General features: G+C 53.2%; 12 protein-coding genes. 9 read left to right on the top strand and 3 right to left on the bottom strand.

Annotation, left to right across the window (positions count from 1 at the left end; translation table 11 throughout):
* Window positions 1-128: 128 nt before the first annotated feature.
* Window positions 129-3,389, bottom strand: coding sequence for an efflux RND transporter permease subunit (locus tag ACP5D4_RS05240; protein ID WP_428010576.1), 3,261 nt, complete (start codon window positions 3,387-3,389; stop codon window positions 129-131).
* Between the two features lie 430 nt (window positions 3,390-3,819).
* On the opposite strand from ACP5D4_RS05240, the gene ACP5D4_RS05235 reads away from it, so the two are divergent.
* Window positions 3,820-4,098, top strand: a complete 279-nt coding sequence (locus ACP5D4_RS05235; RefSeq protein ID WP_428010575.1) for an HU family DNA-binding protein — start codon at window positions 3,820-3,822, stop codon at window positions 4,096-4,098.
* A 122-nt stretch (window positions 4,099-4,220) separates the two neighbouring features.
* Here ACP5D4_RS05235 and ACP5D4_RS05230 read toward each other — a convergent pair whose 3' ends face one another.
* Window positions 4,221-4,805 carry a hypothetical protein gene (locus tag ACP5D4_RS05230; RefSeq protein ID WP_428010574.1) on the bottom strand — a complete coding sequence of 195 codons (585 nt, stop codon included), beginning with the start codon at window positions 4,803-4,805 and terminating at the stop codon, window positions 4,221-4,223.
* A gap of 237 nt (window positions 4,806-5,042) precedes the next feature.
* Here ACP5D4_RS05230 and smc point away from each other — a divergent pair, with 237 nt between their 5' ends.
* Together smc and ACP5D4_RS05220 are read left to right on the top strand one after the other, a co-directional pair.
* Window positions 5,043-8,753 carry a chromosome segregation protein SMC gene (gene smc, locus ACP5D4_RS05225; RefSeq protein ID WP_428010573.1) on the top strand — a complete coding sequence of 1,237 codons (3,711 nt, stop codon included), beginning with the start codon at window positions 5,043-5,045 and terminating at the stop codon, window positions 8,751-8,753.
* A gap of 48 nt (window positions 8,754-8,801) precedes the next feature.
* Window positions 8,802-9,833, top strand: coding sequence for a PRC-barrel domain-containing protein (locus tag ACP5D4_RS05220; RefSeq protein ID WP_428010572.1), 1,032 nt, complete (start codon window positions 8,802-8,804; stop codon window positions 9,831-9,833).
* A 179-nt stretch (window positions 9,834-10,012) separates the two neighbouring features.
* Here the strand turns inward: ACP5D4_RS05220 and ACP5D4_RS05215 are convergent, their stop codons facing one another.
* Complete coding sequence (locus ACP5D4_RS05215) at window positions 10,013-10,261, bottom strand: hypothetical protein (protein ID WP_428010571.1); 249 nt, start codon at window positions 10,259-10,261, stop codon at window positions 10,013-10,015.
* A 101-nt stretch (window positions 10,262-10,362) separates the two neighbouring features.
* Between ACP5D4_RS05215 and ACP5D4_RS05210 the strand changes: the two genes are divergently transcribed.
* The 6 genes from ACP5D4_RS05210 (at window position 10,363) to ACP5D4_RS05185 (ending at window position 15,991) form a co-directional block, all read left to right on the top strand.
* Window positions 10,363-10,974, top strand: coding sequence for a DUF3318 domain-containing protein (locus tag ACP5D4_RS05210; RefSeq protein WP_428010570.1), 612 nt, complete (start codon window positions 10,363-10,365; stop codon window positions 10,972-10,974).
* A gap of 58 nt (window positions 10,975-11,032) precedes the next feature.
* Window positions 11,033-11,356 (top strand): phasin family protein, encoded by a 324-nt coding sequence (locus tag ACP5D4_RS05205; protein WP_428010569.1) that lies wholly within the window; start codon window positions 11,033-11,035, stop codon window positions 11,354-11,356.
* A gap of 59 nt (window positions 11,357-11,415) precedes the next feature.
* Window positions 11,416-11,967, top strand: coding sequence for an FKBP-type peptidyl-prolyl cis-trans isomerase (locus ACP5D4_RS05200; protein WP_428010568.1), 552 nt, complete (start codon window positions 11,416-11,418; stop codon window positions 11,965-11,967).
* Window positions 11,968-12,528: 561 nt separating this feature from the next.
* Window positions 12,529-13,110, top strand: a complete 582-nt coding sequence (locus tag ACP5D4_RS05195) for a FeoA family protein (RefSeq protein WP_428010567.1) — start codon at window positions 12,529-12,531, stop codon at window positions 13,108-13,110.
* Window positions 13,111-13,205: 95 nt separating this feature from the next.
* The gene (gene feoB, locus ACP5D4_RS05190) at window positions 13,206-15,539 is read left to right on the top strand and encodes a Fe(2+) transporter permease subunit FeoB (RefSeq protein WP_428010566.1); all 2,334 of its coding nucleotides are present in this window, start codon (window positions 13,206-13,208) and stop codon (window positions 15,537-15,539) included.
* 230 nt (window positions 15,540-15,769) lie between these two features.
* The gene (locus ACP5D4_RS05185; protein WP_428010565.1) at window positions 15,770-15,991 is read left to right on the top strand and encodes a FeoC-like transcriptional regulator; all 222 of its coding nucleotides are present in this window, start codon (window positions 15,770-15,772) and stop codon (window positions 15,989-15,991) included.
* The last annotated feature ends 367 nt before the right edge of the window (window positions 15,992-16,358 follow it).

The raw sequence follows: 16,358 nt of genomic DNA, 5'->3' as shown, positions 1-16,358 counted from the left end.
TGAGCTATATATTGATTTTTTAGTCAACATTACTCAAAGATAAACCAAAACCCCTCAAAATGCGAGATACCCGGCATCTTAGAGATGTCGGGTATCTAGCCGAGTATCTAGGCAAACCTTGAGAAGAACTAAGCGATCGAAGACTCCTGATTCATCGAAGAATCCACATCCTCAACCACCATATCCTTCGGCAGCTTGCGAGAGCGATCGCCGTAGTACATCAACGGAATCACAAACAGCGTCAGCGCCGAAGAAGTCAACATCCCGCACAACAACGTCCAAGCCAACCCCGACCAAACCGGGTCGCTGAGAATCGACAGAGTTCCCAACATCGTCGTAACACTCGTCAGCAGAATCGGACGGAAGCGAACCGCACCCCCTTCGAGGATGGCGTCCTTGAGAATCGCCCCTTCCTTCATACGATCGCCGACGAACTCCAGCAACACGATCGCGTTACGAACCACAATCCCCGCCAGAGCGATGACCCCAATCATCGCCGTCGCACTAAAGTACACACCGTTAAGAGAGAAACCGATGAGAATCCCGATCAACGCCAGCGGGATACTTCCGAGAATAATCATCGGCACCTTAAAACTGCGGAACTGACCCACCAGAATAAAGTAAATCAGCATCACCGCCACCAGCATCGCCAGTCCCAAATCGCGGAACACATCCAGAGTGAGTTTCCATTCCCCATCCCACTTGATGTAATAGCCCTCCGGTAACGGATTGCGGAAGAAGTAAATCAACTGGTCGATCACCGGGTAAACCGACGATCGATCGCCCATTTCGCCCATCACATAAGCCACTTGCTTTTGATCTTTATGGAAAATCGGCAAATCGACAATAGTCGGTTCAAACGACACCAACTCCGTCAGCGGCACCAAATTACCGCTTTGCGTCGGAATTTGAATCCGCGTCAAATCGTCCACACTTTGACGGTCAGGATACGCAAACCGCACCTCGATCGCCACCGGACTCAGTTCCCCAGGAACTTGCAGCGTCGAGACTTCCGCCCCAGACAGCGCCATATTCAGCGTTTGAGCGATTTCTTCAGTCGTCAACCCCGCTTGATTGACCTTCGCGCGATCGACCGACAGTTTCATCTGCGGCATGGGGTTTTTCGCCGAATCGTCAATATCGACAACTTCCTTCGTCTCAGCGAACACCAAACGAACCTCTTTCGCCAAATCCCGTAACTTGTCGTAATCCGGCCCGTAAATTTCCGCCAACATCGTCGATCGCACCGGAGGTCCAGGGGGATCTTCAACCAGTTTCACCACCGCGTTGTTCTCGGCGGCAATTTCCGCCAACTTCGGCCGCAAGCGGAACACAATACCTTCAGAATCGATTTTCCGAGCGTTGTTGTTGGTCAAATGAACCCGAATATCAGCGTAATGTTCCCCTTCCCGGTCCGTATTGCCTCGCAGCAAACCGTTAAAATCCACCGGGGCGCCGACACCGCTGTAACTCTCGAACTGAACCACTTCGGGATCTTGAATCAGGACTTCTTCCATCTCGCGCACAACCCGATCGGTTTCCACCAACTCCGTCCCCAGCGGCATATCCAACTGAACCAAAAAGCGATCCTTATCCGCTTTCGGCAACATCCGGAACTTCACCGCCTGCGTCAGCGGCAAAATAAACGTCGCCAGCAGCATCCCCACAATGACGAAAATCACGAAGCGGCGTCGCGTCGCCGAATCCAGCAACGGCTCCATGACTTTGCGATACCACTTATAAATTTTGGTATCCGTCACATCGAGATTCTCTTCGCCAGGTTTGTGGGGTTTGATTTTAATCAACCGCAATCCCAGATAAGGCGTCACCGTCAGCGCCAAAGTCGTACTGATGGTCATCGCCACCGGGAGGTTGAACGGCATCGGTCCCATATAGGGCCCCATCATCCCCGTCACAAAGCGCATCGGGACAAACGCCAGAATCACCGTAATCGTCGACAGGATAATCGGACCGCCCAGTTCGTTGAGAGCTTCGATCGCCTCCTCTCGCTTCTCGGGGAACGTCATCCCCGGACGCATTTCCAAACGTCGGTGAATGTTTTCCGTCGCCGCGATCGCATCGTCCACCAACGTCCCCAACGCCAGAATCAACGCAAACAGCGTAATCCGGTTAATGGTTTGTCCGGCAATCCAGCCCACCAATAGCGTACCGCCGAGAGTCAGGGGAATCACGAACGCCACGATCGAAGCTTCCCGCCATCCCAAGAACACCACCAGCAGCAAAACCACCACGCCGATGGCTTGGAACAGGCTCGTATACAAATCTCCCACAGCTCGGGCTGCAGTACGTCCGTCGTTCCGACTCACCGCGATTTCAATGCCGGGGGGCAGTTCCGATCGCAGTTCGTCCACCCGTTGGAAAATCTCTTTAGCCACAGTAACCGCGTTAGTGCCTTGTTTCTTGGCAATCCCGATCGTTACCGCCGACTGATTGACGAAATCCTCTTCCGGGTGCAGTTTCTGATCGGGATAGGGATCGTTAAAGTCCCAATCTTGGCGGTAGCGAATGCGAGAATAGGTGGTTCGTTCGCCGTAGTCGTCCCGAACCGTGGCGACATCTCGTAGATAAATAGGCGTACCGTTGTTTTCCCCGGTATAGCACACAATCACATCTCGGATGTCTTCAGCAGACTCGAACAGGCTGCCCCCTTCGATAAACAGGCGATCGGACCCCACGGATACGTCACCCGCCGGAAGCTGCACGTTTTCAGCTTGCAACCGTTGGGCGATCGCAGCCGGAGACAGGCGATAGCTGGCCAGTTTGTTGGGATCGAGATCCACGCGAATCGCCCGAGGCTGTCCCCCAGTAATGGTTAAGTTGCCCGTATTGGGAATCGCCCGTAAGTCTTCGAGTAACCGTTCGCCGACGCGCCTGAGTTCGTTATCGCTGTAGTCGTCCCCCGTCACCGTTAGCGTCACGATCGGCACGTCGTCGATAATCAGCGGTTTGACAAGGTACGACACCCCCCTCGGGAGGATGTCCTGCCAGTTGTAGAGGTGGTTTTGCAGTTTAAACAGCGAATCTTCCCAGTCCTCTCCTACGAAGAACTGAACCGTCACCTTCGCCCTCGAGTTCTCGGAGACGGAATAAACATATTCGACCCCCGTGAGTTCTCGGATTTTCGCCTCCACGGGGAGCGTAACCGTTTCTTCGACGACCTCAGCCGGGGCGCCGGGGTATTCAAGGTAAACATCGGCTCCCGGAACGACGATTTGCGGGTTTTCTTCCTTCGGCGTGAAGAACGCGGCCGCCAATCCGAACAGAATTAACGCCGCAATCAGCAAAAGCGTCACTTGGGAGTCGATGAAGTAAGCGGTAATCTGCCCCACGAGGTTTCGTTTTCGGGGCGCTGCGGGTGTCTCTGACATGGTGGTGGTGTTTCCGATATAAGCTCGTTTCGACTTCGCTGAAGTTTTCGCGAGCGATCGCGTTGTGTTAACATGACTCCATCCCTATATTATAACTGTTTAGTTATACAGTCAACACGATCGCTGATTTCCCTAAAACTGCCCGAAGTTCTTTACTCAATATCTAGAGAATTGTCAAGAGTTTCGCTAAAAAATGTTGCGAGAAAAAGTATAGACCTGAAAAAAATCTGGAAATCAAGATAAATTAATACTTTCAGCGATCCAGATCGGGCGAACACCCCTTAGAATAAATCAGTGAAACATCGGGAGAACAGGAGTTTCAGGCGTTTTCAGCCGAAATCTCCCTCGATGTTTGCCAATTAAACTAACGACAGATCGGCCTTTAGGCTAGGTCTTACCCCTATTGTACGAAAGCAAAGGAGCATCGATAATGAACAAAGGAGAACTCGTCGATCGAGTCGCCGCAAAAGCTGGCGTGACCAAAAAAGAAGCCGATGCGGTATTGACGGCCGCCCTCGAAACCATCGTCGAAGCCGTCTCGAGCGACGACAAAGTCACCCTCGTGGGATTCGGCTCGTTTGAAGCCAGAGAGCGCAAAGCTCGGGAAGGTCGCAACCCTAAAACCGGCGATAAAATGATCATTCCCGCGACGAAGGTTCCCGCCTTTTCCGCCGGGAAACTGTTTAAAGAGAAAGTCGCCCCCAACTAAAACGCTTTCAAGTAAAGGTTTTACTTGGCTTCAGTCAACCCGGACAGTCTATACCTGGCTGTCCGGGGGGCGCTCGAACCCGCTCCTCAAACCCAACGTCCCCTCGGATTTGGCCTCTCGACTCAGCCTAAGACCAAGCTATCGGGACTGCGACGGGAGAAAATCTTAAAACTGTTCAAATCGGGAAATTGCCCTAACCCCGCGTTCAGAGCCGTGCGCACAGACAGTCCCCGAGCCAGTTTTCCATAAAAAATTTCTAAAAACGGAACGAGATGCTGGTAGGAAATCGGGTGTTCGGGGAACACCGCCGCCGCCACACCTGCCTTGAGGAACGCATCGGAGAGCTTCGCCGCACTATACGCTCCACTGACGACGACTTTATCTCGCCATTGCGCCATCGATTCGATATCCTGGGGAGAAAGTCGTTCCTGGGGGCGTCGATCGCGAATCTTCGCCGCGTTCGACCACCGCATCACCAATCCGTCTCGATCGCCGTGTAACGCCAGGTGAACGACTTTTGTATCGGCGTCGCTCAAACAGTTCTGGAACAGCGATCGATTCAAAAACGTCCGTTTCGACCAAATACCATCGTTACTATACACATCGCACTCGATGCCACTACGCTGGCAAAATTCGGATAACATTAAGGTTTCCGTCTGCTTCTTAATCTCGGGATTGCGACAAACTTCAAAGATTGCAACCTTCATTTCGACACCCCCGCGATCGCCTTGGGTGCATTCTATCAGAGCCGGGGATGAGGAGATGAGGAGATGAGGAGATGATGGGATGAGGAAATGATGGGATGAGGTAAAACGCTCAACTCTCAACTGTAATGATGGAATGGGAAAACGTCTCGATTGTCAATTGCACTCGATCGATCCCTCTCGCGAATAACTGCTCAAGGATCGCGATCGATTGTCAATTGTCAATTATCAATTGCTTTCATGGTTCACATCAAACAAATCGAACTCACCAATTTTAAGTCCTTTGGCGGCACGACGCGGATTCCGTTCGAGCCGGAGTTTACCGTGATTTCTGGACCTAACGGTTCGGGGAAATCTAATATTCTGGACGCGCTACTGTTTTGCTTGGGGATTGCTTCGTCAAAGGGAATGCGAGCCGATCGCCTTCCCGATTTGGTGAACCAGCAGCAAAGTAATCGCAAGTCTACTGTTGAAGCCAGCGTCACGGTGGTGTTCGATCTCGGAGATGATTCGTTACCCGATTCCGATGATGAGGAGTTGGAGACGGCGTTAACGTCCGAGGATACCTCGGAAAACGCCATCGATTCCATCGACTCCCCAATCGACTCGCCGGAAAACGAGAGTTTAGACTCTCAAAATCCCCATTCTCAAAATCCCGACGCTCAAAATTCGCCAAAACGCAACCAATGGACGGTGACGCGGCGACTGCGCGTCACCAAATCGGGAAGTTATACCTCAACCTATTACATTAACGGCGAACCCTCCACGCTGACGGAGTTACACGAAAAACTTAACCATCTGCGCGTTTACCCGGAAGGCTACAACGTGGTGTTACAGGGAGACGTGACGAGTATTATTTCCATGAACCCTCGAGAACGTCGCGAAATTATCGACGAACTGGCGGGAGTGGCGGCGTTCGATCGCAAGATCGATCGCGCCAAACAGAAATTCGAGGAAGTCGAAGAACGCGAAGATCGCTGTCGCATCGTCGAACGAGAACTGATGGCGCAGCGCGATCGCCTCGGGGAAGATCGCATTAAAGCCCAGAAATATCAAACTCTCCGAGACGAACTTCACCAAAAGCAAGAATGGGAAATCCTGCTACGGTGGCAGCAACTGCGATCGCAAGAAGCCCAAGTGCGAGAACAAATCGAAGCCGGCGATCGCACTCGCGCCGAACTCACCGAAGAACTCTCCCGCCTCACCCACCGCATTCAAACCGCCTCCGAGGAACTCGACGCCCTCAACGCCAAAGTCCGCGCCCTCGGGGAAGACGAACTCATCTCCCAACAGTCCACCCTCGCTCAACAGGAAGCCCAAAAACAACAACTCCAGCAGCGACGGGAAGAACTTCGCGAAGAACGGGAAAAGACGCAAAATGCTTTAACACAAACCGAACAAAATATCCAGCAATCGCAACAAAAGTTAACCGAACTCCAACAGCAACAGCAACATCTGGAAACCGAAACCCTGGCGGCACAAGTTCGAGCCAGAGACGAGGCGAAAGCGGAACTCGATCGAACCCGCGACGCCGCCAACGCCCTAGCCTCAACAGCAGAAGCCTGGGTGCAGGAACAAACCCAACTGCGGCGAGACACGGAAACCCTGCTAAAAACCCTGGAACCCCAACGGGCGGAACGGGCGCAACTGTCCGAACGGGTGACGCAACTGTCAGAACAAATCCGCGATCGAGAACAATCCCTCACCGATCTCGAAACGCAACTCGGCGAAAAACAGCAAACCGCCGAAACCCTTTCCCAAGAAGAAACCCACGCCCAAAACCAGCGCGATCGCCTCGAATCCCTCGCCAAAGCCGCCGAAGAAGAACTGCAAATCCAGCAAGACACCCAAACCCGGCTGCTGAAAGAACAGCGAGACAAACAGCGCCAACTGGACAAACTGGAAGCCCAAACCCAGGCGATACGGGAAGCCTCCGGCAGTTACGCCACCCAATTAGTCATGCAGTCGGGGTTGAGTGGCGTCTGCGGCTTAGTGGCGCAGTTGGGGCGCGTCGAACCTCACTATCAAGTCGCCTTAGAAACTGCGGCTGGGGGGCGGTTGGGTTTTTTGGTCGTGGAAGACGACATCGTGGCGTCGGCGGGAATTCGCCTGTTGAAAGAAAAACGGGCGGGGCGGGCGACGTTTTTACCGTTGAATAAAATTCGCGCCCCGAGATGGCGTGACTATCCCGACGTCGAACGTAGCCAGGGATTTATCGATTACGCCGTCAACCTCCTCACCTGCGAAGAACGCTACGACGAGGTATTTGCCTATGTTTTCGGCAATACAGTCGTCTTCGATCGCCTCGACAACGCCCGAACCGTCTTAGGAAAAGCGCGAATCGTCACCCTCGACGGCGAACTTCTCGAAACCAGCGGGGCGATGACAGGGGGCGCCAATCGCGGGAAGTCCTCCCATTTACACTTCGGATACGCCGAAACCGGAGAATCCTCAGAAGTGCGGGCGTTGCGCGATCGACTCTCCCAAATCGCCGAAATTCTCGAACGCTGCGACGCCGAAATTACCCGCTGGGCGACAGAAGTCAAGCTGGGCTCCCAAGCCGCCATGGAAGCCAAACAGCAACATCGCGAAATTCAGTTGAACGCCGAACGCGTGCGCGACGAAATTCAGCAACTCCAACAACAGATCGATCGAACGCGATCGCAACTCCACAACCAACGCCAGGAACTCCACAGCAACCAACAGCAACTGCAACACCTCGAAGCCGAACTTCCCCAGCAAGAACAGCAACTGCAACAGCTTCGCCAACAACTCGCCGAACTCGAAAAATCCCACACTCACAGCGAATGGCAAGCCTTGCAGCAGCAAATCCAAGAACGCGAGACAGTCTTGAGCGATCGAACCCACCAACTGCGCCAAACCGAAGAACAAATGCGAGAACTGGCGAACCAACAAGAACGCCTCGCCGAAAAACGCCAAGACAGCCAAGAACAGCTCCAAACCCTGCACCAACAACTCGAACAATACAAGATCCAACAAACCGCCCTGAGCGATCACGAAACCGGGATCGATCGACAACTCGCACAAACCCGCGCCGCCATGGTGGAAATCGAAGCCAAACTCGGACAAGAAAAACAAACCCGCGACGCCGCAGAAGTCGCCCTGCGAGAATTGCGAGTTACCCAACAACAAAGCCAATGGCGGCTTGAAAAACTCCAAGAAACCCAAGAAGGGCGACACGAACAACTCAACCAAGTGCGATCGCACCGGCAACAAATGCAGTCCGAACTCCCCGAACCCCTTCCCGAAGTCCCGCCCCACCAAAAACTCGACGCCCTCCAAAAAGAATTAAAATCCCTCGCCAAACGTATCGAAGCCCTCGAACCCGTCAATATGTTGGCATTAGAAGAATTCGATCGAACCCAGGCGCGACTCGAAGAATTATCCGAAAAACTGAAAATTCTCGAAGGCGAACGCAGCGAACTCATGTTGCGGATTGAAAACTTCACCACCCTACGATTGCGAGCCTTTCGCGAAGCCTTAGACGCCGTAAACGAAAACTTCGCCGCCATTTTCGCCGAACTCTCCCAAGGGGACGGACACCTACAACTCAGCGACGAAGACGACCCCTTTAGCAGTGGCTTGAACCTCGTCGCCCACCCCAAAGGAAAACCCGTCCAACGCCTCGCCTCCATGTCCGGAGGCGAAAAATCCCTCACCGCCCTCAGTTTCATTTTCGCCCTACAACGCTATCGTCCCTCACCCTTTTACGCCTTCGACGAAGTCGATATGTTTCTCGACGGGGCAAATGTGGAACGATTAGCTAAAATGATCGAAAAGCAAGCACAGCACGCCCAATTTATTGTGGTGAGTTTGCGCCGTCCCATGATTGCCTCCGCCGAACGAACCATCGGCGTCACCCAAGCCCGTGGAGCGCACACGCAAGTTTTGGGATTGAAGTTACAGCACCAGCAGCGTGCCTCTGTGTGAGATTGCAGTATATTAAATCAGGATTCGACTCGTAGGATTCCGCCTAGAATGACCTCCGAACATATTCGCCAACGCTCCGATCTGCTAGGAACTCAAGTCATTACCCGCGACACCGGAAGACGGTTAGGGGTAATCAGTCAAATTTGGGTCGATATCGATCGACGCTCCGTCGTCGCCCTGGGAATGCGAGACAACATCCTCGCCGTTACCGGGCTACCTCGGTACATGCAGCTCGATCGCATCCGCCAAATCGGAGACGTGATCCTCGTCGATGACGAAGAGGTTATCGAAGACGACCTCGACGTCGAAGCCTACAGTAACCTCATCAACAGCGAAGTCATCACCGAAACCGGAGAACTTCTCGGACGGCTGCGGGGCTTCAAATTCGACACCCGCGACGGCACCCTCGTCTCCATTATTATCGCCTCCATCGGACTGCCGCAAATCCCCGAACAGCTTCTCAGTACCTACGAGTTACCCATCGAAGAAATCGTCAGCAGCGGTCCGAACCGACTTATCGTCTTTGAAGGCGCCGAAGAACGGCTGACCCAGCTTTCCGTAGGCGTCATGGAACGACTCGGACTCGGGACCGCCCCCTGGGAACGAGAAGAAGAAGAAGAATTCTACACCCCCACCGCCCGCCCCGAAAACCAACTCGGAAGCGGAATTCCCGCCACCCCACCCGAAACCGTCCGCCGTCCCCCCATTCAAACCCCCGTCGAATCCCAATGGGACGAAGACGAATGGACGCAACCGGCCCCCGAACCCCTCTATGAAGCCCAACCGGAACCCGAACCCGTTTACGTCGAATACGAAGAAGACAACTGGAGCGAAACTAGCCAGACTCGTTACGAAACGCCCTATCCCGAAGAACCCTATCGGGACGAGCCGATTTACGAAGAAGCTGAATATCCTGAATACGCCGAACCCGCTGATTACGAAGACGTAGAAGCAGACGCCTGGGCCGAACAAGAAGATCGTCGCGCCTACAATCCCCCCAAAGTCAACATCCCTGAAAAAATCAAACAACCGGAATACGAAGAAGGATATCGATCGGAAAATGATGAGGTGATGGGCTGATGAGATGATGGGGTCATGTGCCGGAGATCCCCGGCATCTTGGAGATGCCGGGGATCTGGCTCGAATATCAATACATATTTTATGTATTTTGTCAACCCCAGATCTCGAAAAGTTGGCGATGAGTACCTTGGCGGTACGTGACAATTTCTAGGTTTCCTTGCGACCCCCGATGTTTCAAGTCACGCACCCGACCACGGTTCGTCCGGTTTCGGTCGATCGCTACTCCACCCCCACCACACACAGCCGCATTCGCAATGATAGAACTCCTGCCACTTGCGGCGGTGGTCTTCCGTATACACAGGCGCACGGCGGTTGAGCCACACTTCCGTCGCGTCGCGACTGCTCGCCCCACAAGACGGACAACAAAACTCGAACGCATGAACGGCGGATTTCGTCCAAGCTGGGGGAATTGGCGCAAAAGCATCCATAGGGGAAAATAATAAAACCGTAAAAATCCCTTTTATTTATTTTGGCTGCTGTCGTGCGATCTGCAAACACCGCTGAGTTCCCGTCGTTCTCCACTCTACCCATGAATCCAGCCCCCGAGATTCGCCGCTTGCTCGATTTAATGCCCGCCTCCGGGCGCATGATGACGAAAATCGTCAGTCAACCGACGCTCCCCAAAGTCATCGAGACGCCGTTTCCGCTTCCCTGGAAGCGCGATCGACCCATCTTTATCAACTTCGACTACTGGCGCGATCTCTCCCAACCACAACGGGATTTACTGCTGTTACGAACCGTCTGTTGGCAGATCGAAATTCGCTGGTTTAAATTCGACCTATATCGCGGTTTGGGATTGGCGGGAATCCTGGCCACCTCCGTTGAAGTCATGCAAGGGGATCCGGTCGGTATCGTCGCGGCGGGAGGATTTACCGCCATCGCCTTAAATCAAGTTTGGCGCCAAACCAAAACCTCTGAATCGGAACTGGCCGCCGACGAAGCCGCCATCGCCGTCGCTCAACGTCGCGGTTACACCCAAGCCGAAGCCGCCAAACATCTGCTCTCGGCCATTAAAGCGTCAGCAGATATCGAAGGTCGCCCAGGACTGTCCTTTACCGAGTTAATTCGCGCCCAAAACCTCAGAGCGATCGCCGGAGCCTCCCCCGTCGGCGTCCCCGACGCCATCCGCCAAGAACCCTAGACGCGCTAGGATCGCCATAGGTTCGAGCTGAGAACGTCGCCAGTTAAGAGAAAACCTGATGGATAACAACAATTTACTTACACAACTATTGATGATCGGCGTGGGAACGACTTCCCTCGTGGCTGAAAAAATCAAAGAAGTCAGCGATCGATGGGTGCAAGAAGGCAAAATCGACTCGGACGACGCCAAGTCCCTCATCGACGATTTTATGGGAAACCTGAAATCGGAACAGGGAAACTTGGAAAAACAGCTCGAACGCCAGCTTCGCAACGCCATGCAGGATTTGGGCGTTCCCCGTCAAGCGGAAATGGACGAATTGCGCGGACGGCTCGATCGACTCGAACGACAAGTTCGCGATCTCGAAAACAAACTTTGGCGATAAGCTAGTCTGGGCTTTGATAGATAAGCTCTGCCAATCGAATCGATATAGGAGGACTGATTTTGCGACCGATTTTGATTAGCTTGAGCGTGATGGTGGTTTGTGCACTCGTCTTAGTCTTCGCGCTCGTGGGAACGCAGCGTCAAACCGCCCTCGCCAACGAAACGCAACAGCCGCCAGCTGTACAAACGGCTGCACCCGCCCCAGAGGAGGACGCCCCCCTCGTGGCGCAAGCACCCGACAGCGACGCCGACATCGTTCCAGACGAGAACCTGGAAACCACAGACTCCGGGTTACAGTACGTCAAACTCGCAGAAGGCGACGGGGCTAGCCCTCAACCGGGTCAAACGGTAGTGGTTCACTACACCGGAATGTTAGAAGACGGAACCGTATTCGACAGTTCTCGGGAACGGGGACGGCCCTTTTCGTTTCGTATCGGCGTCGGCCAGGTGATTCGCGGTTGGGACGAAGGCGTCGGGATGATGCAAGTGGGCGATCGCTGGAAGCTCATTATTCCCCCGGAATTGGGTTACGGCGAACGGGGTGCTGGCGGTGTCATCCCCCCCAACGCCACCTTAATTTTCGATGTAGAACTCCTACGCATTGCCGGATAAGTGTACAGTGAAGCAGGAAGTGTGAAGGGTTCGGCGTGAAAGATACGGAATACCAACGAATTGCAGGGTAGTGGCCGCTGTACCCCCTTCCACACTTCTCCCTATTTCCCCCGTAGAGGTTGGCTTGCCAGCCTCTGCATTTTTTTTGGCGGAAAACCGCGAAAATCCCGCCGATGCGATATTTCCGCATCACACACCGCCCCCAGCAGGGAGATGACGAGTAATTCTCAATTATCTCTAGATCTTCCCTCGTACAGATACCGTAAACGACCCATACTTGGGTTAACCCGTTTGGCAGATTGGTGGTAAGACCCCCTTGCTTTTGAGAAGTCTTTTCGCTATTATTGCTAATAATTAGCAACTGGTCGTCCGGTAAAGTCTCTCGATCGAGCCGGAAAACGCCCAGATACCAGGGTTCGATCGAAAAGTCGAGCTGGCGAAGCCTTCGATATTAAGGAATTTTTAAAAATCATAGCCTATCAGCTATATTGTGATAAATTACCCGTTCCGCTAAAATTAAATGAGAATTTCTATAGACTACTATCTAGGGAGAGAAAATTAATGTTCAAACAACACCAAGGCCGCGGTCGTCAGCAGCGTTCCCGTAACGGATGGGGGTTTACCTTTTTAGGAGGAGACCTAGAAACGAACCGTTCGGAGAACCGCCCCTCCACCATCGCCGCCTCGTCGTTTTCCCTATCACAAGCCCAAATCGGCGATCGCCTCTGGGTGGTCGAATCCATCGGCGGCAATCGATCGCACGAACTGCACGTTGGTGACGAACTCAAAGTCATCAACCTGACAAAAAGCGGCTCGGCCATCGTGGAAGTCAACGGCGAGCGTGTGGGACTGTGCGCCAACCGAACTGCCTCCACCCGCGTCTCTCGCGACGCCAACACCGTCGCTGACTTAAAACACTTACGGGATTTAAAAATCGGTTCGACTGGGCGGGTTCTCAGCTACGACTGTCCCCGACGGGGATACCGCAAACGGTTGCTGGCCATGGGCTTGACCCCGGGAACCGAATTCACCATCACCCGCTACGCCCCCCTCGGCGATCCCATCGAAATCAAAGTGCGCGGCTTCAGTCTCACCCTGCGGAAAGACGACGCCGATGCCTTAGTCGTCGAACAAGTGCAGTAGCACCGGTTCGATCGGTTCGACAAGAGAGTGTCTCAGAAGGGGCGCGATCGAACGGCATGACAACTGACGAGTGACAGGGATAAAGTAACGACACCATGACTCAGAAAACGATCGCGTTAGTGGGAAATCCCAACTGCGGAAAAACCACCTTATTTAACGCATTTACCGGGACGAACCAACGCACGGGGAACTGGCCCGGCGTCACCGTCGATCGCAAAGAGGGCGAATACCAACACAACGGACTCAAAGTCACCGTCGTTGATTTACCCGGTGTTTACGCCCTCGACGCCGAAGACGACGACGCCGGACTCGACGAAAAAATTGCCCGAGATTATTTAATGTCGGAAAAAGCCGATCTCGTGGTGAATATCGTCGACGCCTCCAACTTAGAGCGCAACCTCTATTTGACCACGCAGATTCTAGAAATGCGCCTCCCCATGTTGGTGGCGTTGAACATGGTCGATCTGGCCGAAGACCGGGGAATGTCGATCGATCCGGTCAAATTATCCCAACGGTTGGGATGTCCGGTGATTCCCATTGTCGCCTCCAAAAGCGACGGCGTGACCCTCCTGTGCGACGCCATCGAACGAGAACTGCAAAACCCATCCGTTCCCCACACTTACGTCGCCTATCCCGCCGTTGTCGAAGACGCGATCGCAGAGTTGGTTCCCTACATCGAAGAACGGCGATCGAAAACCTATGTCGATCCCCGCTGGACGGCGTTAAAACTCTTGGAATACGAAGATTCCGTCGCCCCGGACTTACAAAGCCGAGACCTCGATCGCATCGTCGTCCCCCACCGCCGCAAAATCCGGCAAGTTCTCGGAGAAGACCTCGATTTAATCGTCGCAGACAGCCGCTACGAATTCATCCATCAAGTTACCGAAGGCACCATCGAACGCAGTCGAGAAGTCGATCGAACCCTGTCCGATCGTATCGATCGCGTAGTTCTCAACCGAGGGCTGGGCATTCCCATTTTCCTGCTGGTGATGTATCTGATGTTCCTGTTCTCCATCAATATCAGCAGTGCCTTTATCGACTTTTTCGACATCCTCACGGGAACGATTTTCGTCGATGGCTTAGCCAATCTGATGGGGAATCTAAACGCCCCCGGTTGGTCGATCGCGTTACTGGCTGACGGCGTGGGCGGTGGGATTCAAACCGTGGCGACGTTTATTCCCGTCATCGGCTTCATGTTCCTGTTTTTGGCCTTTCTCGAAGACTCCGGTTACATGGCGCGGGCAGCCTTCGTCATGGATCGATTCATGCGCTTTATCGGCCTTCCCGGTAAATCCTTCGTTCCCATGCTGGTGGGATTCGGCTGTAACGTCCCGGCGATTATGGCCGCGCGAACCCTCGAAAACAAACGAGATCGCGTCATGACGATTATGATGAATCCCTTCATGTCTTGCGGGGCCAGGCTTCCCGTCTACGCCCTCTTCGCCGCCGCCTTTTTCCCCGCCGGCGGTCAAAACGTCGTCTTCGCCCTTTATCTGTTGGGGATTGTAGCCGCCATCTTCACCGGCTTAGTCCTGAAAAACACCCTTCTCAAAGGCGAATCGACTCCCTTCGTCATGGAACTCCCGCCCTATCACCTCCCCACCGTAAAAGGGATTTTACTCAGAACTTGGGATCGGCTCCAAGCCTTTATCATCAAAGCCGGGAAAGTCATCGTGTTGATGGTGATGGTGTTGGGCTTGTTGAATTCCATCGGCACCGACGGATCGATCGGCAACCAAGACAGCCAAAACTCCGTCCTTAGCGCCACCAGTCAAGCTATTACCCCCGTCTTCTCCCCCATGGGACTTCGCCAAGAAAACTGGCCGGCAACAGTGGGCATTTTTACCGGCGTATTCGCGAAAGAAGCAATGGTGGGGTCTCTCGATGCCATTTACGGGCAAATTGCCTCAGAAGAAGCTGCCGCAGAAAACGTTGAAGAAGAAGCCTTTGATTTCTGGGGAAACATTGGTGCCGCCTTTGCCAGCATTCCCGCCAACTTAGCTGAAATTCCCGGTGCTTTACTCGATCCCCTGGGCTTGAACGTGGGAGAAGTTCAAGATACCAATGTCGCCGCAGAAGAACAGGGCGTGGCACTCGGAACCTTTGGGCAAATGGTCGATCGCTTTGACGGCAAAATGGGAGCCTTTGCCTATTTGTTGTTTGTTCTCTTGTATTTTCCCTGTGTTTCGGCGACAGCCGCCATTTACCGCGAAACCAACTGGCGTTGGACTCTGTTTGCCGGATTTTGGACGACAGGGTTAGCCTACTGGGTGGCGACGATGTTCTATCAAGTGGCCACGTTTGCCGAACATCCTGGCTTTTCCACCACTTGGATCGTAGCGATGCTCGTGTTGATGGGGGTCACGTTAGGGATCTTATGGAGTTTGCGCCCCACCCGACGCGATCGACAGTATTTTTCGGAAGTGTAAGCTAAGGGTAGGGTCGTTGCACACAACGACCCTACGAGGTTGTCGGATTCTTCACCACAGAGACACAGAGGACACAGAGGGGGTTGGAGCGATCGAACTGAAATCCCCCGGATCGATCGTTAGATTCAAAAGTATAACTGATTGGTTGAACTGCAATAATATTTAATAGCGATTTATTTTTTAATTTTATAAAATAAAGACAGATGGTCGTATTTTTAGGTAGATTTTTTATGATTTTGCGAGAATTACAAACCTATTTAAAAGACCGAGAGAAAGCGCCTCTTTCGGAAATCTCGACTCATTTTCATATCGAGTCAGATGCCTTGCGACCGATGTTGAAAAAGTTGGCTCGTAAAGGTCGCGTGCGTCAAGTTCGGGGTGCGAGTACCTGTGGCGATTGCTGTAAATGCGATCCGGCGCTGTTGGAGATTTACGAATGGGTCAAAAATTGAGGATTGAGGGAATTACGCTCGTCGTCGCAAAAGTTCTGACTGAAGTTCCCCCTGTAAATCTACTCAAAAGTCTCTCAAACGCTTGCCGGAAGGGAAAGAGGGCGCGGAACCCGCCGAGCGTTGTACCCATGTAATTCAAAGATTTTCTTAAGGTTCTCGAGCAAAGAAATCCGCTATTCTGTAGTCATGTATATCGAACGAGTTCCCAATCGAAATTCCCCCCCGGCCGTCCTTCTCAGAGAATCCTACCGAGAGGGCAATAAGGTTCGCAAACGAACTTTAGCTAATTTGTCGAAATTGCCCTCGGAGTAAGCATTCAGGTGCAGGGGATTGACAAAATTCCCGGCTTAATCCGACCCCGGAATCA

The organism is Baaleninema sp. (genome assembly GCF_049974805.1).
Taxonomy (GTDB): domain Bacteria; phylum Cyanobacteriota; class Cyanobacteriia; order Cyanobacteriales; family Geitlerinemataceae; genus Baaleninema.
The sequence above is the reverse complement of the archived record's forward strand: the minus strand, read 5'-3'. Positions and strand labels throughout refer to the sequence as shown.

Coding starts and splice junctions, on each gene's coding strand:
- ACP5D4_RS05210 (WP_428010570.1), top strand. CDS start 10,363: ATGAATCCAGCCCCCGAGATTCGCCGCTTGCTCGATTTAATGCCCGCC.
- feoB (WP_428010566.1), top strand. CDS start 13,206: ATGACTCAGAAAACGATCGCGTTAGTGGGAAATCCCAACTGCGGAAAA.
- ACP5D4_RS05215 (WP_428010571.1), bottom strand. CDS start 10,261: ATGGATGCTTTTGCGCCAATTCCCCCAGCTTGGACGAAATCCGCCGTT.
- ACP5D4_RS05235 (WP_428010575.1), top strand. CDS start 3,820: ATGAACAAAGGAGAACTCGTCGATCGAGTCGCCGCAAAAGCTGGCGTG.
- ACP5D4_RS05220 (WP_428010572.1), top strand. CDS start 8,802: ATGACCTCCGAACATATTCGCCAACGCTCCGATCTGCTAGGAACTCAA.
- ACP5D4_RS05185 (WP_428010565.1), top strand. CDS start 15,770: ATGATTTTGCGAGAATTACAAACCTATTTAAAAGACCGAGAGAAAGCG.
- ACP5D4_RS05230 (WP_428010574.1), bottom strand. CDS start 4,805: ATGAAGGTTGCAATCTTTGAAGTTTGTCGCAATCCCGAGATTAAGAAG.
- ACP5D4_RS05240 (WP_428010576.1), bottom strand. CDS start 3,389: ATGTCAGAGACACCCGCAGCGCCCCGAAAACGAAACCTCGTGGGGCAG.
- ACP5D4_RS05205 (WP_428010569.1), top strand. CDS start 11,033: ATGGATAACAACAATTTACTTACACAACTATTGATGATCGGCGTGGGA.
- ACP5D4_RS05195 (WP_428010567.1), top strand. CDS start 12,529: ATGTTCAAACAACACCAAGGCCGCGGTCGTCAGCAGCGTTCCCGTAAC.
- smc (WP_428010573.1), top strand. CDS start 5,043: ATGGTTCACATCAAACAAATCGAACTCACCAATTTTAAGTCCTTTGGC.